Below are 21,939 nucleotides of genomic sequence, written 5' to 3' on the forward strand. Positions count from 1 at the left end.
CGGGAAATGCCGGTTCAGGCGAACCGGCGGGAGAATTATCGGCGGGCGGCAGCCTGGCGCAGGCGCTCGACCGGGCCTTGTTGAAAAGCGAATGAGGGGGCTTCTTGCCGTGCCAGCCCCTGGCGCACGATGGCCTTCACCGTTTGGCTGGCGGCAAGATCTTTTGCGGCGATCTGTTCGGCGATGCGCAGCGCCTCTTCTCGGGCCGCCCCCTCGCTGATACGGGAAATGGCGCCGTGTGACAGCGCCTCCCGTGCGCCGACGGTTCTGCCGGTCAGCAGCCAGTCGAGTGCGACATAGGGGGAAATGCGCGCCGGCAAGCGCGCGCATCCACCTTGTGCGGCGACTAACCCGAGCCCGGTTTCGGGGAAACTGAAGCGCGCGTTCTGGCCGGCGACGATCAGATCGCACGCCAGCGCCAGCTCAAAGCCGCCTCCGTACGCGATGCCGTCAACGGCGGCGATGATCACCTTGGCGATCTGCGCATGGATCAGCCCGCCAAACCCCTCCGGCGTGACGATGGGCAGTTCGCCCTGACGGAAGGCGTCGACATCCATGCCGGCGGAAAATACCGCCGGTTGACCGGCCAGAACGATCGCGCGCACCGAGTCATCGTTATCCGCCTGCCGCAGGTAAGTGCGGATCAGCTCGGCCATCTGCAGGTTGATGGCGTTCTTTTTTTCCGGCCGATTGAGGGTGATGACCGCAACCTGCTCGCCATGGCGCTCATAAAGCACCGGAAGGGCTTTACTCATTGCCGGTCTCTCCCCGGAAAAACAGCAGTGTCAGCAGCAGGGCGATGGCGCCGAGCGGCAGCGAAAACAAAGGCAGGTAATGGGCCGGCAGCGCGTAGAGCGTCAGGCCGCCCAGCATGCCGCCCGCCGCGATGCCGGCGTACAGCACCGAGCTGTTGAGCGACACGGTCAGCGCGCCAAAGCGTTTCGACAGCGACAACAGGTGATGCTGGATCGGCACCAGGTACATCCAGCCGGTGATGCCCCAGACCAGAAAGATGGCCAGCACCCACCAGGCGGAAGTGACATAAAAGGCCAGCAGGAACAGGGACAGCGTCTGGATCGCCACGGAAAACAGCAGCACGAACTTGCTGCCGAGGGCATCGGTTAACGCGCCGGAGGCAAAGTTGCCGATCACCGCGCCAATGCCGAACACCAGCAGCGCGAGGGGCAGGATCGCCTGCGGGCCGAACTGGGTGTTTTTCAGCAATACGCTGACGTAGCTATAGACGATGTGTTCCGAGCAAACGGCGAAAAAGGTGATCAGCAGCGTGGTCAGCACCGCCTTTTGCCGCAGCGGGGCGAGCCGCTCTTTCAGCGAATGCTTGCCCGGCGGCGCGATGGCGCGCAGCGCCAACGACAGGCCCAGCAGCGCAATCGCCCCCAGCAGGGCGATGAACAGGAAGATTTCACGCCAGCCGATCAGTTTGGCGAGAAAGGTACCGAACGGAATGCCGAGCGCAATAGCCAACGTCATGCCGCCATAGACGATGGAAATGGCCAGGCCGCGGCGTTTTTCCGCCACCAGCCCCACCGCGGCGGCGGCGGCCTGCGGCGTGTAACAGGTTGCTCCCAATGCGGCCAGCACTCTGCCGAGCGAGATCTGCAGGTAGCTGGTGGCCCAGGCGCAGGCCAGGTTGCCGGCGATGAACAGCACCAGCGCCAGCTGCAGGATATGCTTGCGGTTGACGTTGCCCAGCAGCCAGGCGGTCAGCGGCGCGAACAGCATATAAGCCAGTGCGAATACCGATATCAACTGCCCCGCTTGCGCAGGGCTGACGGCAAAGGTATCGGAAATGTCGCTGAGCACGCCGGCGACGATAAAGGCGTCGGTGCCGATGGCGAACGTGCCGGTCGCCATCAGACAGAGCGTGACCAGATGGCCGTTATAATCCGCTAACGTCATCCCGCCCTCCGCAGATCGTTCGCCGCCCAGACCCGCCCCAGCGCGGCCAGGAACGTCTCCACGTCGGCATGGGAGTGCGCCGAGGTCGGCGTCACCCGCAGCCGCTCGCTGCCTGCGGGCACCGTCGGCGCATTGACCGGTTGCACGTAAATATCATGCTCATCGAGCAGCACTTTGCTGATGTGTTTGTTGCGGTGCGGATCGCCGACCCTCAGCGGCAGGATATGGCTGTCGGCCGACACCAGCGGGATGCCGGCGGCGCGCAGGCCGGTTTTCAGGTGATCGACGATCGCCAGCAGGTGCTTGCGCTGGGTGTCATGCTCGAGGTTGTATTTAAAACTGGCCAGCGCGGCGGCCACCACCGGCGCCGGCGACGAGGTGCTGAAGACGAATGCCGGAGCCCAGCTGCGCACCGCCTCCACCACCGAGCGGGGCGCGGCGATATAACCGCCCGCCGCGCCGTAAGATTTGCCGAACCCGCCCTGAATAATGGTGATTTTATCCAGCAGGCCCAGCTGTTCGGCGTAGCCCAGCCCCCGTTCGCCATAGACGCCGGCGGAGTGGATCTCGTCGAGATAGGTCAGCGCCTGATATTGCTCCGCCAGCGCCACGATCTGCGCCAGCGGGGCGAAGTCACCGTCCATGGAATACAGCGACTCGAAGGCGATCAGCTTTGGCCGCGCCGGATCGGCGGCCTGCAGCAGTTCGGCAAGGTGTGCCACGTCGTTGTGGCGGAAGATCTTTTTCTCCGCTTTGCTGTAGCGGATACCGTAAATCATCGAGGCGTGATTCAGCTCGTCGGAGAACACGATCAGATCGGGAATGGCGTCGCACAGGGTGGACAAGGTGGCGTCGTTGGCGCCGAAACCGGTGGTGAACAGCAGCGCCGACTCTTTGCCGTAGGCGCTGGCTAACAGCGTTTCCAGCTCACTGTGGTAGACCGAGGTGCCGGAAATGCTGCGGGCGCCGCAGGTGCCCAGCCCGACCCGGTTAACCGCTTCGGTGGTGGCTAGCAGCACTTTGGGGTGATGGCTCATCGCCAGATAGTCGTTCGAGCACCAGACGTTGAGGCGGCGCTCACCGTGGTGCCCGTGGCTGGTGGCCCAGGGTTTGTCCTGCACGCCGCGTTCAAGGTTGAGGAACTCGCGAAAACGCCCCTGTTTTTTGGTTTCCGCCAGCTTTTCTTCAAGAATGTTCAGTACGCTCATCGTATGTTCCTTGTGTTAAACGGCTTTAAGGTTTAATGACAGCCCCTGACCGACGCCGACGCACATCGTCACCAATGCGTTGCCGGCCTGCCGATCGCGTAGTTCCAGCGCCGCCGACAGCACCAGGCGCGCGCCGGACATCCCCAGCGGGTGACCGAGCGCGATGGCGCCGCCGTTCGGGTTGACCCGCGCGTCGTTGGCGTCGATGCGCCAGTGTTTCAGCGCCGCCAGAACCTGTGAGGCGAAGGCTTCGTTAATCTCGATGATGTCGAAGTCGTTCAAGGTGAACCCGCCGCGCTGCAGCAAGCGCTCGGTGGAGGCGATCGGCCCCAGCCCCATCAGCGCCGGTTCAACGCCGGCGGCCGCGCTGTCGCCGATCTCCGCCAGCGGTTGCCACCCTTGGCGTTTCACGTAGCGCCCGGAAGCCAGCAGCAGCGCGGCGGCGCCGTCGTTGATGCCGGAAGCGTTGCCCGCCGTGACCGAACCGCCGGCGGAGAACGCCGGTTTCAGCGCCTGCAGCTGCTGCAGCGTGCTGAGGCGCGGGAACTCATCCTGCGCGAATGTACGCGTGGTCTTGCGATCCGCCGGCACGTCCACGGGCGTGATTTCCCGCGCCAGCCGGCCGCTGTCGATCGCCCGGCGGGCCTTTTGCTGCGAGGTCAGCGCGAACAGATCCTGCTCCTCGCGCGAGATGTGCTGCCGTTGAGCCACGTTTTCCGCCGTGATGCCGAGCGGATCGCTGCCGTAGCGCTCCGCCAGCCGCGGGTTAACAAAGCGCCATCCCAGCGTGGTGTCATACAGCTTCACCCCCTTGTCGAACGGCGTGTCGCCCTTGCTCAGCACATAGGGCGCGCGGCTCATGCTTTCCACGCCGCCGGCCAGAATCAGTTCGCTAAGGCCGCTGCGGATTTTCGCCGCGGCGTAGATCACCGCATCCAACCCAGAGGCGCAAAGGCGGTTGAGGGTGATGGCCGGCACCGACGGATCCAGCCCGGAAAGCAGCGCCGCCATGCGGGCGACGTTGCGGTTGTCCTCGCCGGCTTGGTTGGCGCAGCCCAGCACCACTTCGTCCAGCTTCGCTTCCGCCGCCGGATGGCGCTGCAGCAGACTGCGAATGATCGTTGCCGCCATGTCGTCGGGGCGGGTATGCGCCAGGCTGCCGCCATAGGCGCCAATCGCCGTGCGCGTGCCGTCGATCAGATAAACGCCGTCATCGTTAATGCTCATCATGGATCCTTAAGGCGTGGTCGTCAGCGCCGGTTGCGCGGCGTGTAGAAGGGTGTAATGCGGCGCATAGCGTGCCGCGTGCAGCAGCTGCGCCAGGTTGCTCAGCGTCGTCCTGACGTTTTTCTCCCCCAGGTTATCGAGCCAGCCGAAAATGCCGTCGGCGTAGTTAACGCCGGCGACGGCGGCGACATCGATGTCTTCCCGGCTGCAGACGCCGCTTTCCACCATGATCACCGACTCGTTGATCAGGCTGCTGAGGACGCGGGCGACGATCAGCGCCGGGGAGTCCTTGATAAATTCAACCTGCGGGATTGCCGTGTGCAGCAGGCGTAAAAACAGCGCCTTATTGGCCGCAGAGGCGTGGCGGTTGTGCGCTGCCACCAGATACGCCGTGTCGGCGTAGTTCAGGGCGACATCGACCACAAAGGCATCCGCCGCCGTCAGCTCCGCCAACTGGCTCGCCGTGCGGCCATCGGTGACGCTGACGGTGAAAGCCTCATTGATCTGGACGGCCGGCCCCAGGCCCGGTAAGGCCGGCCGTTGCTCCACGCGCAGCCGTGGCCACTGAAGCGCGGCCCGCTGTTGCAACAGGGTAAAAAAAGGGTGTTCGCCGTAAATGCGCAGCGTCTCGACGTCTGCATCGGTGGCGGCCGTTACCGGTAAGGCGTTTTCTTCGGCGGCAAAATAGGAGCGGCCGTTCTTTTTCCCCAACAGACCGGCATCGACCAGCGAACGCTGCAGATGGCCGGGGGTATAGCGCGGATCGTATTGCATGTCCTGCCAGATTTGCCGGCTGACCTGATAGTTGATGTCCTGGCCGATAAAATCGGTCAGCTCGAGCGGCCCCATGCGAAAGTGCCCGCCGGCCTTGAGGGCGCGGTCGATCTGCGGCGCGCGCGCCACGTGTTCTTCCAACAGGCGGAACCCTTCCAGGTAGTAGGGGCGGGCCATGCGGTTGACGATAAACCCCGGCGTGGCCTGGCAGACGACATCGCGTTTCCCCAACGCGGCCACCAGCTGACGGCAACGTTCGGTGGTGGCGCGTGCGGTAAAGTAGGCCGGGATGATTTCAATCAGTTTCATCAGCGGCGCGGGATTGAAAAAGTGCAAACCGATAAACCGCTCGCTGTGCGTCACCGCGGTTGCCAGCTTGTTAAGCGACAGTGAGGAGGTATTGGTGGCGATCAGCGTGTCGGGCTTGACCGCCGCGGCGATGGCCGCCAGCACCTCAAGTTTGGTTTGCTCTTGCTCGGCGATGGTTTCTATCACCAGATCGCTGTCGGCGATAGTCTCAAACACCGAGGTGAACATCAGATTGGCCAGCACTGCGCCTTTATCCTGCAGCGCGATCTTGCCCTGTTCGACTTTCTTGTTCAGGTCTTGCGCGATATATTCGCGAGCCTGATTGAGGGTATTGCCGTTGCGATTATAAAGCACCGTGCGAATGCCTTTTTGCGCGAAAAGATAAGCGATGCCTCTGCCCATCGTTCCCGCGCCGATAATCGCAGCCGATTGAATTGCCGCATTACTTTCTGCCATAGAAAATCCCCGTCACTGTATGCCATGCGAAATTCGCAAATGCTTATTATCTCTTTGGATTTACGGCGGCACCGGGTGCCTGTCTGGAAAGTAATTGGCGGTGCCTTGGCTGTCTAACGGTAGAAATAACAGGTTTACGCGCCGAGGATATTATGCTATTCGCGTAGTTTTCCTGTGCGGCGCAATAAAAAGACTTATTTTAAGGGGAATAGCTGTTTTCGTTATAGCGTTGGTATTTTTTATTATATGAAACGGCTACTGACGCCGGACGGCGATATTCTATAGTGAGTCTGACCTATCGATAAATCGGCATCGCTATCTGGAGAACCTGCGTTATGGATACCCGCACTCAACGGCTCATGGCGGAGGTGATTGGCAGCCTGGCCGATCGCGAACGTTTTCTGACGCAGCTGGGGCCCTGCGCTGAGGCGTTGGGGTTTGATTATTTCTCTTACATCGTGTTTTCCTGTTATCCGGCCAGCCGCCCCAAAATGCTGATCGAAGGGAATTTTTCAGCGAACTATCTCGAAGATTATCGGCGGCAGCGGGTGTATTTGCAGGATCCGGTTATTGAGCGCGCTCACCATTCCACGCTGCAGTTTCAGTGGGACGAAAGCTTTTATCACGAGCGGCCGCTGCTTTGGCGGCATATGGCGCAGTTCGGCCTGTGCGCCGGTTGGTCGCAGTCGGTCAAGGATTGCTATGGCCGGCTGGGGATCCTGACGTTTGCCGGCAAAGCGCTACCCGAGCAAACGCCGCAAGCGCGGGCGGCAAATGAAACCTTCTTCCTTTGGCTGGCGCAAACCGCCCATAAAACGCTGCGTGAAGCCTTGATCTCGGTGAACGACGACGCGATAAAAGATGTGCTGACGCTGCGCGAAAAAGACATCCTACGCTGGTGCAGCGAAGGGAAAACGGCGGAAGAGATCGCGCTGTTGATGGGGGTGAGCGAGCGCACGGTCAATTTCCATATCGGCAACTCGATTAAAAAACTTTCTGTCGCTAATAAGACCGCCGCCACCGCCAAAGCGGTTTATTTGCAGCTGATTTAATCTTGAGTAATAAATAATTAAGTCCCTATCCGTTATCGGCGTGATGTTTATATTTTGTTAAATTAAGAACTGTCCTTATTCAGTATTTACCCCCCGATCACAAAAGCGTGATAAAGCGATTCACCGCGGCCGTGCGCGGCAGTATTCTGTAGGCACCCGGTTTACATAGAAAGGACGTGATATGTACAAGACTATTTTAGTGCCGATCGATATTGAAGAGGATCTGTTGACTGAGCATGCGCTGAAGCATGTGGAATATTTGGCGAAGCTGTCCGGCGCTAAAGTGCATTTCTTCCATGCGCTACCGGATGCCTCGGCGTTTGTTACTGCCTATTCGTTCGGTCTCAAGGAGTTTGAGAATCAGGCGGAAGTGAAGGCGGTGGATAAACTGAAGAAAATCATGTCGGAAATCGATCTGCCGTTGGATCGCCTCAATTACACCGTCAGCTTCGGCTCTGCACGCGATCAGGTGTTGGAACTGGCGGAAGAGATCGACGCCGATCTTATCATCATCGGTTCGCGTCGCCCGAGCGTGAAAACCTATCTGCTGGGATCTAACGCCGCCGCTATCGTTCGCCATGCCAATATTTCGGTAATGGTGGTCAGATAATCCGTCTTAAGCCCACCGTTTTCGGGCGCGTTCTGCGGTTGCCGGCCGGCAGCAGAGCGTGCCTTGCGCTTTATTGCCATCTCAGCCTGAGCTGCTACGATTTTAGCTGACGTTTTTATGCCAACCGGGCCACCGGCCTTGCGCATATTCTTCATCTCAGCCAGAAGAGGGGCAGCTATGCCATTAGAAGTCGATGGGATTATCAGAGGCGATCGGGGCAGTGAACCGAGTCGTTGGCAACATGCGTCAACCAAACCGCTTATTACGCTGACCTGGCATCACACCATTCCCTGGAACTGTTTGCGTAATGTCTGGAATGGTCTGGTGGCGGGGCAGCATTGGGACGCGCTGGACGAGTTTATGAACCTGATCGGTGTGCCAAACCGCGCCGAAGTGCTCAAACAGATCAAGAATAAAAACCTGCAGGATCGCGATGGATTACACACTCTGGTGACCTGGCAAGGATGGAATATCGTCGAGGGGCCAGGTAATGAGTATCGCGCGCAGGGGGACGATCCCGGTGAAAACTTCGACGGTTGGTCGGGTAAGGGGATGAGCACTAATCAGCAGGCGACGCTGCAGCAGGTCAACGTGTTGTATCAGGTGATGGCGCCGTTGGGAAGCCGGGCGCTGGATGCCGCCAGACAGGCGCCGCCCATTACCGCTGAGGAAGCGGGCGTCTTGCAACGGACGATTAAACAGACCCGCCCAACGTTGCGAGGAAAGGAACCGATCCGGTGGCAAGAAGATATGTGGCATCAGGTGCAGCCGGGTAAAGAGGCGAAACACTTTGCCCGCTGGGACACCAAACCGGTGTGGCGCAAGCGCCTGCACAGCGATCTGGCTCAGGCAGGATAAGCCTTTCCCCGCGCCGGGTTGCCGGCGCGGGGCATTAACCCGGCGCTAATCGCACAGCGCCACGATTTCGTCGTACAACGTCCTGGGGATTTCCACGCCGTATTGCTCGCTCTGGCGCCGCTGCCGATAACGGCGTTCGCCGGGGATGCGTGCGCCTTGCGCCTGCATATCGGCAAACATCGCCTCTGCTCCGGCGAAATATTTCGCCTTATCCGCACCGAGAAAACGCTCGGGATCCAACGCGATGATCAGCTCACCGCCGTAAGGCGACGAACCGGTACCGTCGTCATAGGCCAGCGATTCCTTGCTGGTCATATCGCCGATCAGCGGCCCGGCCAACAATTCCACCATCGCCGCCAGCGCCGAGCCCTTATGCCCGCCGAAGGTCAGCATTGCACCCTCCAGCACGCTGGCGGCATCGGTGGACGGATTGCCCGCCTTATCAATGCCCCAGCCTTCAGGCAGCGGGGTGCCGGCGCGGCGATGCAGTTCGATTTCGCCGCGCGCCGCCGCGCTGGTGGCCATGTCGAACAAAAACGGCGGCCGATCCGCACGCGGCCAGCCAAAGGCGATGGGGTTGGTGCCGAACAGCGGTCGCGAACCGCCGGCCGGCGTCACCCACGCGTGGCTGGGCGTGCAGGCCAAGGCCACCAACCCCTGTTCGGTCAGCGGTTCGATGTCGGCCCACAGCGCGGAGAAATGCACGCAGCGGTTGATCGCCAGCGCGGCGATGCCATTGGCGCGCACCTTCTCGATAAAGACCGGCAGAGCGGTGCGGTAGGCCAGCAGGGAAAACGCGCCGCCGGCGTCGGCGCGCAAGATGGCCGGCGCCAGGTCGAACAACCTGGGCATCGCATCGGCAGAAACCTTGCCTGCCCGCAGCGATCGCACGCAGCCCAACAGCCGGTATAGCCCGTGAGAAGCGCCGCCGTCGCGTTCGCCCTGGGTGACATTTTGCGCCACCGCCTCGGCATGCGCCTGATTGAAACCGTTGCTGCGCAGCGTACGCAACGCCAGTTGATAAGCCTGTTCCAGCGACAGCACGTGCATGGATGTCATTTCGATGTCCTCCCCGAGTTCATTCTTCTTCATCGCCGATAAAATTGGCCTGGGGTAAACAGGTATAGGCGCCCCAGTAGTAAATCGCCAGCGCAATCACCGCCATGGTGAGGGTGTCCCACGGGTGGGCAATAGCGCCGATGCCGCCGAAGCTGCTGAGATAGGAAAGCCCGATCACCAGCGCATAGAAGACGATCAGCCACAGCGAGGACCAAATTTGCTGCCGGAGGCTAACGGCATGGGTCGGTACCTGATTCTTGAACAGGATGTAGATGAAGAACATCAGGATCTGCAAGCCGAGCAGCCAGGAGACGGTGTCCCAGCCGGACCAGAAAACGATCAGCGCCGAAATGATAAACGACAGCGGGCCGAGCACGCAGAAACCGCGCACCCGGAACGGACGCGGCATATCGGGCGCATTGCGCCGCAGCCCGGCGGCGGTGACCGGGGCGATGGCGTAGCTCAGCACCAGGGCGGCGGACACCACGCCGATCAGCTTTTCCCACGACGGGAACGGCAGCGTCCAGAATACCGAGAGAGCGAAGGTCAACCACAGCGCCGGGCGGGGGATGCCGGAGTCGCCATCCACCCGGGTGAACAGTTTGAAGAAGGTGCCGGCGCGCGCCCAACCGTAGATCACGCGAGGCGTGGCGTTCATATAGATGTTGCCGGTGCCGCTCGGCGAAACGATCGCGTCGCTGACCACCAGAAACGCCAGCCATCCCATGCCGAGCGTGATGGCGATGTCGCGGAACGGCAGGGAGAACTGTTGGCTGATGCCGGCCCAGCCGCCGCTCAGCATCTCGCTGGGGATGCTGCCGAGAAACGCTATCTGCAGCAGTACATAGATGATGGTGGACAGCACCACCGACAGGATCAGCGCGATGGGAATGGTGCGCTGCGGCCGTTGCACCTCGCTGGCGACCGAAATGATCGGCGTCAGGCCGAGGTAGGCAAAGATGATGCCGCCGGCGGAAATGGCGGCCTCAACGCCGGCGGAACCGAAGGGGGCAAAGCCCTGGCTGTGCAGGTTTTCCGGTTTGAAAAAGCTGAACAACACCACGATCACCAGCAGCGGCACCAGAAACTTCAGCACGCTAATCAGGTTATTGGATTTGGCGAAGGTTTTGACGCTGTAATAGTTGAGCGCGAAGAAAAAGCACAGCAGCGCCAACTGCACCAGCCAGCCGACCGGGGTCGGGTCGCCGGAACCCGGCTGGCTGAGGAACGGGAACCAGGCGGCGGCGTACTGCCGGGCGGCGACGACTTCGATGGCGATCAGGCTGGAGAAGGCGATCAGCGTGATAAATCCCAGCAGATAACCCATCAGTTCGCCGTGTGAGAATACCGGATAGCGAATGATGCCGCCGGCGCGCGGCAGGGCGGCGCCCAGCTCGCAGTAGACGATGCCGAGCAGCAGCACCGCCAGGCCGCCGATCAGCCAGGAATAGATGCCGGCCGGGCCGGCGATGGAGGAGACATGGCTGGCGGCGAACAGCCAACCGGAGCCGAAGATGGCGCCCAGACCGATGAACGTCAGATCGGTGAGCGTAAGCTGCTTCTTGAATTTGCCTTGGGTTGTCATGGTATTACCCTTTTGTTATTGAGTGGCAGGCAGATGCGGCCGGGCTAATTTTGGGCAGGTGAAACCAGGGGATCTCGGGTGTAAACGCCGTTCACCAGCCGTAGCAGGTTGAGCGGGTTGGCGTCCTGCAGCGCCGGCGGCAACAGCGCTGCGGGGGTGTTTTGCAAACAGACCGGCCGCAGGAAACGCTCGATGGCCAGCGTGCCTACTGAGGTGCCGCGCGCGTCGCTGGTGGCCGGATAAGGGCCGCCGTGCACCATGGCGTCGCACACCTCCACCCCGGTCGGATACCCGTTGAACAGCACCCGACCGGCTTTGCGCGCCAACAGGGTCGTCAGCCCGGCGGCCATCGCGAGATCGTCGTCGTCCGCCAGCAGCGTGGCGGTCAACTGGCCTTGCAATGCCGCCAGCGCCGCATGCAGCTGCGCTTCGTCATCCATCGCCACCAGGATGCTGACCGGGCCGAAGACCTCTTGTTGCAGCAGCGGGTCGGCCTGCAGCAGCAGTGCCCCCTCCGCCTGATAAAGCTGCGCTGCCGCGCGAAGAGCGGGCGTTTCGCTGCGGCCTGCCAGACGCCGCATACCCGGGTGGGCATCGAGGGCCGCCAGCCCGTGACGGTAGTGCTCCAGCGTGCCGGCATTCAGCATCGGCTGCGGCTCGGCGGCGTTGACCAGGGCGCTCATCGTTTCGGCCAGCCGATCGAAGGCGGCGCCGCGCAGCGCGACGATCACGCCGGGCTTGGTGCAGAACTGACCGCAGCCGAGCGTGAAGGAAGAGACCAGTTCCTGCGCGATGCGCTGCTCGCGCCGCGCCAACGCCTTGGGCAGGATCACTACCGGGTTGATGCTCGACATTTCGGCGAAGACCGGGATAGGTTGAGGGCGTTGCGTCGCCAGATCGAAGAGCGCCCGGCCACCTTGCAGCGAGCCGGTGAATCCCACCGCCTGAATCGCCGGATGTTGTACCAAATCGGCCCCCACGCGGTTGCCGAAGATCATGTTGAAGACGCCGGCGGGCATCCCGGTGCGTTCCCGTGCGCGCTCGATCGCCTGAGCGGCCAGCTCCGCGGTGATCATATGGCCGCTGTGCGCCTTGAACACGATCGGGCAGCCGGCGGCGAGCGCGGCGGCGGTGTCGCCGCCCGCGGTGGAAAACGCCAGCGGGAAGTTGCTGGCGCCGAAGACCGCCACCGGGCCGAGCGCCGTGCGGTATTGACGCAGATCGGGGCGCGGCAGGGGGGAACGCTGCGGCAGCGCGCAGTCGATGCGCACGCCCTCGACGTCGCCGCGCCGCAGCAGCGTGGCGAACAGCCGCATCTGGCCGCTGGTTCTGGCGCGTTCGCCGCTCAACCGCGCCAGGGGCAAGGCCGTTTCCTGCATGGCGAAGGCGAAGAAAACATCATCCAACGCGTCTATCTCCTCGGCGATGGCGTCGAGAAAGTTAGCGCGTTGTTCCGCGCTGAGCTGCGAATAGGGCGCAAAAGCCGCGGCGGCGGCTTCGGCGGCGGCGGCGGTTTCTGCCGCCGTGGCCTGGTGGAAGCGGTAACCGGTCGGCTGACCGTCGTCGGCGCGCAGGCTGAGCAGCGCCGCTTCCCCTTCGGCGCGGCGCTGGCCGCCGATAAATTGTTGGCCGCTGATGGCGGCATAGCGAGCGTTGGGCATCGGTTCCCCCGGTAGAGAAAGCATGACGCCCGGCATGGCCGGGCGGTGAAGGCGTTACAGGCCGACGTTCGGCAGCGCCGGGCGAGTGGCCAGCGCTTTATCGATCATGGCGTTGATCTCGCTGAGCGTTTCCCCCTGCAGCGCCAGGCGCGGCGGACGAGTGACGGCGCTGCCGCGGCCGACTCGCTGTTCGCAAAGCTTGATGCACTGCACCAGGTCAGGGCGGGCATCGAGGTGCAGCAGCGGCATGAACCAGCGGTACAGCGCCAATGCTTCCTCATAGCGTTTTTCCTTCGCCAGCCGGAACAGGGTTTCCCCTTCGCGCGGGAAGGCATTGGACATGCCGGAGATCCAGCCTTGCGCGCCGACGGCGATGCTTTCCAGCACCACATCGTCCAACCCGGCGAACAGCACGAAGCGATCGCCGACTTCGTTGCGCAGATCGATAAAGCGGCGGGTGTCGCCCGACGAGTCTTTGAAGCACACGATGTTCTCGCAGTCGACCAGCGAGGTCAGGATGTCGGGCGTGACGTCATTTTTGTAAATGGGAGGGTTGTTGTAGACCATGATCGGCAGATCGGTCGCGCCGGCGACGCTGCGGAAATGCGCGGCGGTTTCGTGCGGCTTGGCGGAGTAGACCAGCGCCGGCATCACCATAATCCCGTCGACGCCGGCCTTTTGCGCTTCACGCGCCATATTCTGCGCGAAGGCGGTGGTGAACTCGGCGATGCCGGCGATCACCGGCACTTTACCGTCGGCGGCGTCTCGCGCCACTTCGATCACCGCCAGCTTTTCCTGCACCGTCATTGAGGTATTTTCACCGACGGTGCCGCACACCACCAGGCCGGAGACGCCGTCGCGCACCAGGTTTTTGATCACCGTATGAGTGGCGTCGAGATCCAGAGAGAAATCGTTGCGGAACTGGGTCGTCACCGCCGGGAATACGCCGCTCCAGCTTATGGCTTTATGGCTCATCGTCTTTGTCCTGTCGTCCGTAAGTGTTAATGAAAAGTGAATCTTTGGTAAGGCTCACCGACAGATTGACCGGTATTGCGCAGGGAGGCTTGACGCTTTTCGCCGATTGCCGCGACGAAATTGGCACAATGCCGGCGGAACGCGGGCGTGAAAAATCCGGGCGCCGGCGCATCTTGAAAAGAGGGGGGTAACCAGATAAATCAGCGCGTTAAGCGGAAAGCGTCAGGCGGAAATCGCGCGGCGTGGAGCCGGTCATCGCTTTGAACTGACGGCTGAAGGCGCTGTGATCGGTGTAGCCGCACTGCAGCGCGATGTCGGTGATCGGCAGATCGCCGGCCAGCAGTTCCGTGGCCTTTTCCAGCCGCACTTTATGGATCATCTGGCGCGGGGTGAGGTGGAAGATACGTTTGCAGTAGCGTTCGATCTGCGCCACCGACAACCCGGTCAGCGCCGTCAGCTCCTCAAGCGCGATCGGCCGGGCATAGTGGCGGCGGATGTGTACGTCGATCGCCGCCAGCCGTTGGTAGGCCGGGTGATTGGCCCTGGCCTCCTGCAGATCGTGAGAAATACCCGCCATACCGATGATTTTTCCCTGCGCATCATACAGCGCCAGCTTTTGCGTCAGGCACCAGCCGGTTTCTCGGCCGTTGTACAGGTGCATTTCCAGCTGATCCTGGATCAGCACGCCGTGGCGCAATACCCGCAGATCCTGCTCGGTATAGCCGGATCCGAGCTGAGCGGGAAAAACGTCGGCGGAGGTTTTGCCCAGCAGCGGCGTGACGGTTTTGAAACCGCAGCGCCTGGCCAGCGTGAGGTTGGCCAGCAGGTAGCGGGCCTGGGCGTCTTTGATAAAGAACACCACGTTGGGGATCGCGTTCAGCAACGGCGCGATCAGCGCCAGCGTATTCAGCAAATCGCGCAGGTTGTTCGGGCGCTGCTGCGCCAGCCCGTCGCACAGGCGTGACAGATGTTCGACGGCAAAAACGTCCTCCTGCTCCGGCAGCCCCACGAGTGAAGGCGGCGAGAGAGAAACCGGAGGCTGATAGTCTGAAGTGGATCTCATAGCAGTCCCTTTTCGGTCGTTAGCCGGGAAAACAGGCGGGTCAGGTTGATGTCTTCGCATCAATATTAACTTTTCTGTAACGAATCAAGCGCTATTTCCGGCCACCTGCCAAATATGCGGATTGCCGCATACTTTTGCCGGACGGTGCGTGGCGGTTGCTTGAAAACTGCGGCGTTTCTCGTCATGCGGAGATTTAGCATGAAGGTAACGCCATGATAAATAAGTTATTGTTATGGCATTCGTTAATATCATGCCCGCAACGCGTCAGGCCTGACTTTTGTCACTATGCTGATTTCTTCATTCGCCGCGCCGAAACGCATCAAGCCGTTAAGCCCACATTCGTTCAGGCTAACGCCATTGGTAACATCTCATTAACTCAGGAGACGCCGATGGCACTTTCTGCGCATATCACCGCTTTGCGGGCGATCGATTCTCATACCGGCGGAGAGCCGACCCGCCTGATCGTGGAAGGTTTTCCCGATCTCGGCGCGGGCAGCATGGCGGAACGGCGGGCGCGCTTCGCGCAACATTATGATGATTGGCGCTGCGCGGTGATGCTCGAACCGCGCGGCAATGACGTGCTGGTGGGGGCGTTGCTGTGCCAACCCTGCTCGCCACAGGCCACCGCCGGGGTGATCTTCTTTAACAACAGCGGCTATCTGGGCATGTGTGGGCACGGCACTATCGGGTTGATCGCTTCGCTGGCGCACCTGGGGCGCATCCACGCCGGGCGTCACCTGATAGAGACCCCGGTCGGCCCGGTAAACGCCACGCTGCACGAGGACGGCAGCGTCACGGTAGAGAACGTGGCGGCTTATCGTTACCGCCGCCAGGTGCGGCTTGAGGTGGCGGGTTACGGGCCGGTGACCGGTGACATTGCCTGGGGCGGCAACTGGTTCTTCCTGATCGGCGAGTCGCCGTTGTCCATCGATAAACAAAATCTGGAGGCGTTGACCGCGTTCACCTGGGCGGTGCGGCAGACGTTGGAACAGGCGGGCATTCACGGTGAAGACGGCGGAGCGATAGACCATATCGAACTGTTCGGTGACGATCCGCAGGCCGACAGCCGCAGCTTCGTGCTGTGCCCCGGTAAAGCCTATGATCGTTCCCCGTGCGGCACCGGCACCAGCGCCAAACTGGCGTGTCTGGCGGCGGACGGCAAACTGCCGCCGGACACGCAGTGGCGGCAGGCCAGCGTGATCGGCAGCGAATTCCAGGCCTATTATCGTTGGAACGGCGATCGCATCGCCCCCTTTATTCGCGGGCAGGCCTACGTGTGCGCCGATAGCCAGCTGCTGCTCGACGAACGCGATCCCTTCGTCTGGGGAATACGCTGATGGGCGCCGAGCGGGGAGCCGATGTCATCGTGGTCGGCGCCGGCATCATCGGCGCCGCCTGCGCCTGGCGGTTGGCGCGGGAAGGTTATCGCGTCTCGGTGGTGGACGATCGCCGCGCCGGCGCCACCGCCGCCGGCATGGGGCATCTGGTGTGCATGGACGATAATCCGGCCGAGCTGGCGTTGAGCGCTTATTCACTGCGGTTATGGCGTGAAGTGACGGGGCGCATGCCGCAAGCGTGTGCCTGGCGCGGCTGCGGAACGCTATGGCTGGCGGATAAAGCGGATGAAATGGCCGTCGCCGAGCAAAAGCGGGTGCGGCTGGCGGAGCAGGGTGTGGCCGCGGAATTGCTGACGGCGGAACAGATCGCCGCCATGGAGCCGATGCTGCGGCACGGCCTGGCCGGCGGACTGCGGGTGCCGGGCGACGGCATTCTATATGCGCCGCTCGCGGCTCGCTGGCTGTTGGCCGACGGTGGTGCGGCAATCGACGTGGTGCACGGCGAAGCGGCAGCGCTGGAAGAGGGAGCCGTGCGGCTGGCGGACGGCAGGCGCCTGGCCGCGCCGGTGGTGCTCCTGGCCTGCGGCCTTGGGGCCAATGGCCTATTGCCGCAGACTTTGCTGCACGCCAAAAAGGGCCATCTGGCGATCACCGATCGCTACCCACCGCGGGTGCGGCATCAACTGGTGGAGTTGGGGTATGGGGCCAGCGCGCATGCCAGCGACGGCACGTCGGTGGCATTCAATGTGCAGGCACGGCCCACCGGGCAATGGCTGATCGGTTCTTCTCGCCAGTTCGGCGCCGTCGATTCGGCGTTGGACATGCCGCTGTTGGCGGCGATGCTTGCGCGTGCGCAGCATTTCTTGCCCGCACTGGCGCAGATGAACATCATTCGCTGCTGGACCGGGCTGCGCGCCGCCTCCGCCGACGGGCTGCCGCTGTTGGGCGCGCATCCACGGTATTCCTGGCTGTGGCTGGCACTGGGGCACGAGGGATTGGGCGTCACGACCGCCCTCGGCAGCGCTGCGCTGATCGCTGCGCAGATCGGCCGGCAAACGCCGGAGATTGACGATTCCCCGTATTTGGCGGCGCGGGCGTTTGCCGCCGAGGAGCTGCCTGTATGAATGAAAGACAAAACACGATCACGTTGAGCATCGATGGCGAGCACCGGCGGGTGCCGGTTGGTCTCAGCGTTGCTGCGGCGCTCAGCCTGTGCGGTGACGATCGTTGTCGGTTGTCTGTTTCACATCAACCGCGCGCTCCCTTTTGCGGCATGGGCGTTTGTCAGGAATGCCGTGTGACCATTAACGGTCTGCGTCGCCTGGCGTGCCAAACGCTGTGCCAAGCCGGCATGCGCATTGAGAGGAGCGATGATGAGTAACTTAGACTGTGAGGTGCTGATCGTCGGTGCCGGGCCGGCCGGCATGGCGGCGGCGCTGGCCGCGGCGGAAAGCGGTGGCCAGGTGCGAATGATTGATGATAATCCGCATCCCGGCGGGCAAATTTGGCGCGATGGGCCACAGGTGGTTTTGCCTGAAACGGCGAACCGCTATCGGCAGGCGGTGGCGACGAAGGAAAATATTGCGCTGCAGCCCGGTTGCAAGCTGGTGGCGCAGTGTGGCGCTAACCGATTGGCATATGAAGACGCCGAAGGCTGCGGCGTGATTCGCTATCAAAAGCTGATTCTATGCAATGGCGCGCGTGAACTTCTGCTGCCGTTCCCCGGCTGGACGCTGCCGGGGGTGACCGGCGCCGGTGGTCTACAGGCGCAAATCAAGCAAGGGCTGGCTATCCGCGGCGAACGAGTGGCGATAGCCGGCAGCGGGCCGCTGCTGTTGGCGGTGGCGAACAGCGTGAAACAGGCCGGAGGCGAGGTGGTGCTGGTGGCTGAGCAGGCGCCGCTTTGGCGGTTGGCGGCGTTCACCGGCGGCCTGTGGCGTTGGCCAGGCAAGCTGCGTCAGGCGTTTTCTCTGATGCCGCATCGTTACCGTGCCGGCAGCCGGGTGCAGGCGGCGTTGGGGCAAGAACGTTTAACCGCGGTGCGCGTCAATAACGGCGGGCGGGAAAGAACGATCGCCTGCGACAGGTTGGCCTGCGGTTTTGGTCTGGTGGCGAACATTGAGTTGGCGATGCTGCTGGGGTGTCGGATAGAACACGACGCCGTAGCGGTGGATCATTGGCAGCAAACCAGCCAGGTGCAAATTTTTGCTGCTGGGGAATGTACCGGCATCGGCGGCAGTGAATTGGCGCTCACCGAGGGCACCATCGCCGGTTATGCTGCCACCGGGCAGCGGGAAAAGGCGGATCGCCTGGCGGCGCAGCGGCGGCGATGGCGGCGTTTCGCCATGGCGGCGGCCAGTGCCTTCGCTCTCGATGAGCGTTTGGATTCGCTGGCCAAACCACAAACGCTGCTGTGCCGCTGTGAAGACGTCATGCTGGAACAGGTGCGTCATCAACCGGATTGGCACACGGCCAAGCTGGGCAGCCGCTGTGGCATGGGGGCATGTCAGGGTAAAGTTTGTGCGACGGCGGCGAGGCAGCTTTTTGGCTGGCCTTTGCCGCCGCCGCGTGTGCCTTTAACGCCGGTCAGAGCGGAAACGTTGGTTGCGCTGGGGCTGCTTGGCGATGACGACGACGGCTGAATGGGTTAGCGGGCATTCCGCACCCGGCAAACGCCGCTATATCACCATTGCGGCCAATAGTAGGTTTTCTCTCGCCAGCCTTTGCCGTACATGCAGGCTTCGATGGTGGCGTCTCGTGCGGACTGATTGCGATCGGTTTGCACTGTTTTAATCGACGGTTCCTTGTCATAGCGGTATCCCGATGGACAGTCTTTCTTATTTTTCTCGCAAGGAATGTATTTGTTTTCGTAGCTGAACTCCACGTCCCGCACCACGTCCGGCGGAAAACGTTCGTAGCCGCGACTGCGGCATTCGGCATATTCGGCATTTCGGGTACTCTCAACCGCGCCGGGCCTTTCCCATTGGGTGCAGGCGGTCAACATCAATAACGGCAAGGCAATCAAACAACGGCAATTCTTCATGGTGTCCCTAACTCTTTCTCTATCCTGAGGCTCGCTGACTAGGAATGTTCCTAACCGGTGAGGTAGGGCAGTGTAATAAACTGGCGCAATAATTGGAAATGATAATGGTTATTGTTTAGGTATGATTGAGGAAGTGCCGCTTTGAGAGAGGATGTGGCGCATTGAGTGAAGTCTGTAGGAAGCGGCGACCTCATGGCGAGGGCAGGCCGATGTGGCGCTGGTTTTATTCATTCTCTTTTTGCCGCAAGGATCCGAGCTTCATTGCATCGTTATGAGTAGAGAAATAATATGCAGGCTAAGTATTTTCTTGGCTGGTTTGAATATTATCTTTATTTAGGATATTTACCCATGCCAAGAATTTAATTCTCGGTATTAATACCCTATTTTTTTATTTCTGTTTTTTTAATGGGGTTTTATTTTCGGATTTTATCCAGAAGAGAATTTTTAGTTACAGGGAATTCATTTGCATTTTAATTTTGGATTTTTTAAATTCAGTTCAGAGGAAGGATAACCGTTCGCGACAGCTACAAAAAAGGAGTTTATTTTGTTAGGGATAAAGAAAACGCCTGAAAGTCATGACGGTTTACCTGCACCATCAGAGGATTATGATACTTTTAAGCACCTCTCCGATGTTGGCTCCGTGTTGGGATATGGGCGAACTCGCTTTTATCAGTGGTGCCGTAGCCGCGGATTTCTAACTCCGATGAACGTTCCGTCTCATGAAATGATCGCCCTGGGATATATGGTGGCGGTGTTATCAGAGACCGGCCATACCCGGGTTTACGTCACGCAGGATGGTTTCAGTTACGTCAGTGGCGCTTTTGCTGCAGATATCCAACGTGGCATGATCAAGTTTTAAATCTGCAATAATCGCCTTTATTTCAATGGCTTTAATGCAGAATCTTCTTATCCCTGCAGGTTCGTGGGAGGAGTGGGAAGTTATCCGATTTTTTCGTCTCTGCGGTATGAATGCTACTGGATACAGCTATTCTCTTGTTACGATAAGCATTATTTTCTTCAGGAGCCAAGGATGAAGCATTACGCCGCGTTGTTATTTGCCTCTGCACTGTTGACGGGATGTGCGACCCAAGCCGTGCCGCCGCAACAGGCTGAGTTGCCCCCCCCAAGCCGTCTGATGCTCTATCAGAATATCCCGGATACGCCTTACGCCACGGTGGTGGTGGTGCGCGACAGCGGAATGCTGGCGGGCAGCTGCCGCACCGGCGTCTATGTGAATGGGGAGTTTGCCGCTTCGCTGGAGGCGAAAGAAAAAGCAGAGTTTCGCGTGCCGCCAGGCAATGTTTCGGTCAGTATCGGGCAAGATATGATCGAGAATCACCTGTGTATTTGGCGTGAGACCGGCGGCAGTATACCGATGACGCTGCGCGCCGGTGAAAGCCGCTATCTGCGTATCGCCGGCGATCGGCAGCGTGGCTTCATTTTGCAGGCGGGGCGACCGTAATCTGCCCTGGCAAGGGCGTTAACGCCCTTGCCACCATCCCCACAGCGTAATGAGTAGCCACGCTGCCGCAATCCAGCACAGTACCGCCGCCCCCAGAGCCAACGACAGCCGCAGACTGTTGATCAGGAAATACAGCGAGATCAAATACACCAGGTAGGGTAGCACCGCCCACATGCCAAAAATCAGCGTGGTTTTCAGCGCCGCAATGGAACGCTCGTTGCCGACAATGTAATGCGCAATCAGGGCGAAAGTGGGAAAGAGCGGGACTAAACCGGCGATATAATAGTTGCGCGTTTTGGCCAACAGGCCGATCAGAACCACGACCAGCGCGCCGATCAGCGCTTTGACAAGGATGGCCATAACGGTCTCGGGTGTGGGGGAAAGTCAACACACTGCCCGAAAGCACGTGCAAGATCAATGGGGTGTGGCGTAGCGCGGTGAAAAGCAGACCCACAAGAAGTGCGGGTCTGGGATGCAACGCTTACTGACGGTAAGCGTGCTTGATTTGCTGAATGCTGTTCTTGAAGATTTCCGCCTGGGTAGGATCTTCAATCTGGGCGATGAAACGTTCCATGTTGATGATGACTTTCCCGGCGTCGGCCTGGCCGATCGACTTCAAGATCAGCGTCAGCGTAGCTTTGAGGCAGGCAACCTCGGTCGCCAAGATTTCCGGGTTTGCAGACGTAGTGAAATCAACGTTGCTCATTTTCTCTCCTGATTTTTTGAGGCCGTAGCCTGATACAAGCTGCTTTGGCGCACCGCGCGCGGGCTAAACGTTGCCCCGCGCGCAGCGGCGAATTTAACTGGGCGCGGAGTATAGCATAGCATGCGTCCGTCATCTGCACCGGGCTTGCTCCGGTCATGCGGGTGGGCAACGTTCGCTCATTGCCATGCTGAATCATCCGCTGTCGGCCAGTTATTTCGAGGTGGTTAACAAGTATTTGTCCGGCACGTTATTGTTGAACAATGGGGGGGATTATAATTATTTGGGCGGGGAACACCGATTTTACCGGCGTTTGCCGAGAATAATAGTTTCGAACGCGGGTTGCCAAACCCACGTTGGCGGCGGATTTTGTTACGCCTTTAAATATCAAATGATTACAAACAGCCAACGGCCGTGTTAATATTATGCATGTCGCGATTGCTTACACAGATTTCTCACGCGCAACATGATTGCCGCGCTATCCTGTGTTTGGTGCAGCGCCGCGCAATTATTTTCGTCGTCCGATCTTTTCCAACGTGACGATTTATCGGCGGCATAGACGGCTAAAATTGAAAAATCAGCTCTGCTCCGCAAAGTTATTCGAAAGTATGTATTAATCTGTGTTCATTCTTGTCTG

Annotated in this window: 22 protein-coding genes; 9 read left to right on the forward strand and 13 right to left on the reverse strand. The window is 60.5% G+C overall.

Features of this window, described 5'->3' with window-relative positions; translation table 11 throughout:
• Positions 1–35: 35 nt before the first annotated feature.
• Genes ACJ8PI_RS04725 through ACJ8PI_RS04745 form a run of 5 tightly spaced genes read right to left on the reverse strand, consistent with a single transcriptional unit; the run spans position 36 to position 5,894 of the window.
• Entirely contained in the window at positions 36–755 is a 720-nt protein-coding gene (locus ACJ8PI_RS04725; RefSeq protein ID WP_047568144.1) for an enoyl-CoA hydratase-related protein, read from the reverse strand.
• Positions 748–1,920: an MFS transporter gene (locus ACJ8PI_RS04730; RefSeq protein ID WP_164134114.1), complete on the reverse strand. Its 1,173-nt coding sequence runs from the start codon at positions 1,918–1,920 to the stop codon at positions 748–750. Before ACJ8PI_RS04730 ends, ACJ8PI_RS04725 begins: the two co-directional genes overlap by 8 nt.
• Positions 1,917–3,128 carry a 5-aminolevulinate synthase gene (hemA, locus tag ACJ8PI_RS04735; protein WP_033637936.1) on the reverse strand — a complete coding sequence of 404 codons (1,212 nt, stop codon included), beginning with the start codon at positions 3,126–3,128 and terminating at the stop codon, positions 1,917–1,919. The genes ACJ8PI_RS04730 and hemA overlap by 4 nt, the downstream gene beginning before the upstream one ends.
• A gap of 15 nt (positions 3,129–3,143) precedes the next feature.
• Entirely contained in the window at positions 3,144–4,355 is a 1,212-nt protein-coding gene (locus ACJ8PI_RS04740) for an acetyl-CoA C-acyltransferase (RefSeq protein ID WP_164134115.1), read from the reverse strand.
• A 9-nt stretch (positions 4,356–4,364) separates the two neighbouring features.
• The gene (locus ACJ8PI_RS04745; protein ID WP_164134116.1) at positions 4,365–5,894 is read right to left on the reverse strand and encodes a 3-hydroxyacyl-CoA dehydrogenase NAD-binding domain-containing protein; all 1,530 of its coding nucleotides are present in this window, start codon (positions 5,892–5,894) and stop codon (positions 4,365–4,367) included.
• 335 nt (positions 5,895–6,229) lie between these two features.
• On the opposite strand from ACJ8PI_RS04745, the gene ACJ8PI_RS04750 reads away from it, so the two are divergent.
• From ACJ8PI_RS04750 to ACJ8PI_RS04760, 3 genes are all read left to right on the forward strand, one after another.
• Positions 6,230–6,946, forward strand: a complete 717-nt coding sequence (locus ACJ8PI_RS04750) for an autoinducer binding domain-containing protein (RefSeq protein ID WP_033646539.1) — start codon at positions 6,230–6,232, stop codon at positions 6,944–6,946.
• Between the two features lie 181 nt (positions 6,947–7,127).
• On the forward strand, positions 7,128–7,556 hold the full coding sequence (locus ACJ8PI_RS04755) for a universal stress protein (protein WP_033637941.1): 429 nt from the start codon (positions 7,128–7,130) through the stop codon (positions 7,554–7,556).
• A 177-nt stretch (positions 7,557–7,733) separates the two neighbouring features.
• A complete protein-coding gene (locus tag ACJ8PI_RS04760) occupies positions 7,734–8,414 on the forward strand; it encodes a hypothetical protein (RefSeq protein WP_033637942.1) in 681 nt (226 codons plus the stop codon).
• Between the two features lie 45 nt (positions 8,415–8,459).
• Here ACJ8PI_RS04760 and ACJ8PI_RS04765 read toward each other — a convergent pair whose 3' ends face one another.
• The 5 genes from ACJ8PI_RS04765 to ACJ8PI_RS04785 all read right to left on the reverse strand — a co-directional run bounded on the left by ACJ8PI_RS04765 (position 8,460) and on the right by ACJ8PI_RS04785 (position 14,757).
• Positions 8,460–9,473, reverse strand: coding sequence for an Ldh family oxidoreductase (locus ACJ8PI_RS04765; RefSeq protein WP_164134117.1), 1,014 nt, complete (start codon positions 9,471–9,473; stop codon positions 8,460–8,462).
• A 19-nt stretch (positions 9,474–9,492) separates the two neighbouring features.
• Positions 9,493–11,058 carry an APC family permease gene (locus tag ACJ8PI_RS04770; protein ID WP_033646537.1) on the reverse strand — a complete coding sequence of 522 codons (1,566 nt, stop codon included), beginning with the start codon at positions 11,056–11,058 and terminating at the stop codon, positions 9,493–9,495.
• Positions 11,059–11,102: 44 nt separating this feature from the next.
• On the reverse strand, positions 11,103–12,719 hold the full coding sequence (locus ACJ8PI_RS04775; RefSeq protein ID WP_164134118.1) for an aldehyde dehydrogenase (NADP(+)): 1,617 nt from the start codon (positions 12,717–12,719) through the stop codon (positions 11,103–11,105).
• Between the two features lie 54 nt (positions 12,720–12,773).
• On the reverse strand, positions 12,774–13,694 hold the full coding sequence (locus ACJ8PI_RS04780; protein ID WP_033654192.1) for a dihydrodipicolinate synthase family protein: 921 nt from the start codon (positions 13,692–13,694) through the stop codon (positions 12,774–12,776).
• 208 nt (positions 13,695–13,902) lie between these two features.
• Positions 13,903–14,757: an AraC family transcriptional regulator gene (locus tag ACJ8PI_RS04785; RefSeq protein WP_033637947.1), complete on the reverse strand. Its 855-nt coding sequence runs from the start codon at positions 14,755–14,757 to the stop codon at positions 13,903–13,905.
• 389 nt (positions 14,758–15,146) lie between these two features.
• Here ACJ8PI_RS04785 and ACJ8PI_RS04790 point away from each other — a divergent pair, with 389 nt between their 5' ends.
• The 4 genes from ACJ8PI_RS04790 to ACJ8PI_RS04805 are packed head-to-tail and all read left to right on the forward strand — an operon-like array spanning position 15,147 to position 18,736.
• Positions 15,147–16,094: a 4-hydroxyproline epimerase gene (locus ACJ8PI_RS04790; RefSeq protein ID WP_164134119.1), complete on the forward strand. Its 948-nt coding sequence runs from the start codon at positions 15,147–15,149 to the stop codon at positions 16,092–16,094.
• Positions 16,094–17,218 carry an NAD(P)/FAD-dependent oxidoreductase gene (locus tag ACJ8PI_RS04795; RefSeq protein ID WP_164134120.1) on the forward strand — a complete coding sequence of 375 codons (1,125 nt, stop codon included), beginning with the start codon at positions 16,094–16,096 and terminating at the stop codon, positions 17,216–17,218. Before ACJ8PI_RS04790 ends, ACJ8PI_RS04795 begins: the two co-directional genes overlap by 1 nt.
• Positions 17,215–17,475, forward strand: coding sequence for a (2Fe-2S)-binding protein (locus ACJ8PI_RS04800; RefSeq protein WP_033637952.1), 261 nt, complete (start codon positions 17,215–17,217; stop codon positions 17,473–17,475). The genes ACJ8PI_RS04795 and ACJ8PI_RS04800 overlap by 4 nt, the downstream gene beginning before the upstream one ends.
• Positions 17,468–18,736 carry an NAD(P)/FAD-dependent oxidoreductase gene (locus ACJ8PI_RS04805; protein WP_060438847.1) on the forward strand — a complete coding sequence of 423 codons (1,269 nt, stop codon included), beginning with the start codon at positions 17,468–17,470 and terminating at the stop codon, positions 18,734–18,736. Before ACJ8PI_RS04800 ends, ACJ8PI_RS04805 begins: the two co-directional genes overlap by 8 nt.
• Positions 18,737–18,777: 41 nt before the next feature.
• Here the strand turns inward: ACJ8PI_RS04805 and ACJ8PI_RS04810 are convergent, their stop codons facing one another.
• On the reverse strand, positions 18,778–19,137 hold the full coding sequence (locus tag ACJ8PI_RS04810; protein ID WP_033637955.1) for a hypothetical protein: 360 nt from the start codon (positions 19,135–19,137) through the stop codon (positions 18,778–18,780).
• A gap of 544 nt (positions 19,138–19,681) precedes the next feature.
• On the opposite strand from ACJ8PI_RS04810, the gene ACJ8PI_RS04815 reads away from it, so the two are divergent.
• The gene (locus tag ACJ8PI_RS04815; protein WP_164134011.1) at positions 19,682–19,996 is read left to right on the forward strand and encodes a hypothetical protein; all 315 of its coding nucleotides are present in this window, start codon (positions 19,682–19,684) and stop codon (positions 19,994–19,996) included.
• A gap of 171 nt (positions 19,997–20,167) precedes the next feature.
• Positions 20,168–20,599 carry a hypothetical protein gene (locus ACJ8PI_RS04820; protein ID WP_033654185.1) on the forward strand — a complete coding sequence of 144 codons (432 nt, stop codon included), beginning with the start codon at positions 20,168–20,170 and terminating at the stop codon, positions 20,597–20,599.
• Positions 20,600–20,617: 18 nt separating this feature from the next.
• Here ACJ8PI_RS04820 and ACJ8PI_RS04825 read toward each other — a convergent pair whose 3' ends face one another.
• Together ACJ8PI_RS04825 and ACJ8PI_RS04830 are read right to left on the reverse strand one after the other, a co-directional pair.
• A complete protein-coding gene (locus ACJ8PI_RS04825) occupies positions 20,618–20,959 on the reverse strand; it encodes a GlpM family protein (protein WP_033637958.1) in 342 nt (113 codons plus the stop codon).
• 121 nt (positions 20,960–21,080) lie between these two features.
• On the reverse strand, positions 21,081–21,305 hold the full coding sequence (locus tag ACJ8PI_RS04830) for a DUF2594 family protein (protein ID WP_004927950.1): 225 nt from the start codon (positions 21,303–21,305) through the stop codon (positions 21,081–21,083).
• Positions 21,306–21,939 lie beyond the last annotated feature (634 nt).

This window comes from Serratia sp. CY82433, assembly GCF_052166535.1.
Classification (GTDB): Bacteria; Pseudomonadota; Gammaproteobacteria; order Enterobacterales; family Enterobacteriaceae; genus Serratia; species Serratia sarumanii.

Bases quoted from the DNA above. Each gene is read 5' to 3' on its own strand.
- ACJ8PI_RS04725 (WP_047568144.1), bottom strand. From the start codon at position 755: ATGAGTAAAGCCCTTCCGGTGCTTTATGAGCGCCATGGCGAGCAGGTT.
- ACJ8PI_RS04730 (WP_164134114.1), bottom strand. From the start codon at position 1,920: ATGACGTTAGCGGATTATAACGGCCATCTGGTCACGCTCTGTCTGATG.
- hemA (WP_033637936.1), bottom strand. From the start codon at position 3,128: ATGAGCGTACTGAACATTCTTGAAGAAAAGCTGGCGGAAACCAAAAAA.
- ACJ8PI_RS04740 (WP_164134115.1), bottom strand. From the start codon at position 4,355: ATGAGCATTAACGATGACGGCGTTTATCTGATCGACGGCACGCGCACG.
- ACJ8PI_RS04745 (WP_164134116.1), bottom strand. From the start codon at position 5,894: ATGGCAGAAAGTAATGCGGCAATTCAATCGGCTGCGATTATCGGCGCG.
- ACJ8PI_RS04750 (WP_033646539.1), top strand. From the start codon at position 6,230: ATGGATACCCGCACTCAACGGCTCATGGCGGAGGTGATTGGCAGCCTG.
- ACJ8PI_RS04755 (WP_033637941.1), top strand. From the start codon at position 7,128: ATGTACAAGACTATTTTAGTGCCGATCGATATTGAAGAGGATCTGTTG.
- ACJ8PI_RS04760 (WP_033637942.1), top strand. From the start codon at position 7,734: ATGCCATTAGAAGTCGATGGGATTATCAGAGGCGATCGGGGCAGTGAA.
- ACJ8PI_RS04765 (WP_164134117.1), bottom strand. From the start codon at position 9,473: ATGACATCCATGCACGTGCTGTCGCTGGAACAGGCTTATCAACTGGCG.
- ACJ8PI_RS04770 (WP_033646537.1), bottom strand. From the start codon at position 11,058: ATGACAACCCAAGGCAAATTCAAGAAGCAGCTTACGCTCACCGATCTG.
- ACJ8PI_RS04775 (WP_164134118.1), bottom strand. From the start codon at position 12,719: ATGCCCAACGCTCGCTATGCCGCCATCAGCGGCCAACAATTTATCGGC.
- ACJ8PI_RS04780 (WP_033654192.1), bottom strand. From the start codon at position 13,694: ATGAGCCATAAAGCCATAAGCTGGAGCGGCGTATTCCCGGCGGTGACG.
- ACJ8PI_RS04785 (WP_033637947.1), bottom strand. From the start codon at position 14,757: ATGAGATCCACTTCAGACTATCAGCCTCCGGTTTCTCTCTCGCCGCCT.
- ACJ8PI_RS04790 (WP_164134119.1), top strand. From the start codon at position 15,147: ATGGCACTTTCTGCGCATATCACCGCTTTGCGGGCGATCGATTCTCAT.
- ACJ8PI_RS04795 (WP_164134120.1), top strand. From the start codon at position 16,094: ATGGGCGCCGAGCGGGGAGCCGATGTCATCGTGGTCGGCGCCGGCATC.
- ACJ8PI_RS04800 (WP_033637952.1), top strand. From the start codon at position 17,215: ATGAATGAAAGACAAAACACGATCACGTTGAGCATCGATGGCGAGCAC.
- ACJ8PI_RS04805 (WP_060438847.1), top strand. From the start codon at position 17,468: ATGAGTAACTTAGACTGTGAGGTGCTGATCGTCGGTGCCGGGCCGGCC.
- ACJ8PI_RS04810 (WP_033637955.1), bottom strand. From the start codon at position 19,137: ATGAAGAATTGCCGTTGTTTGATTGCCTTGCCGTTATTGATGTTGACC.
- ACJ8PI_RS04820 (WP_033654185.1), top strand. From the start codon at position 20,168: ATGAAGCATTACGCCGCGTTGTTATTTGCCTCTGCACTGTTGACGGGA.
- ACJ8PI_RS04825 (WP_033637958.1), bottom strand. From the start codon at position 20,959: ATGGCCATCCTTGTCAAAGCGCTGATCGGCGCGCTGGTCGTGGTTCTG.
- ACJ8PI_RS04830 (WP_004927950.1), bottom strand. From the start codon at position 21,305: ATGAGCAACGTTGATTTCACTACGTCTGCAAACCCGGAAATCTTGGCG.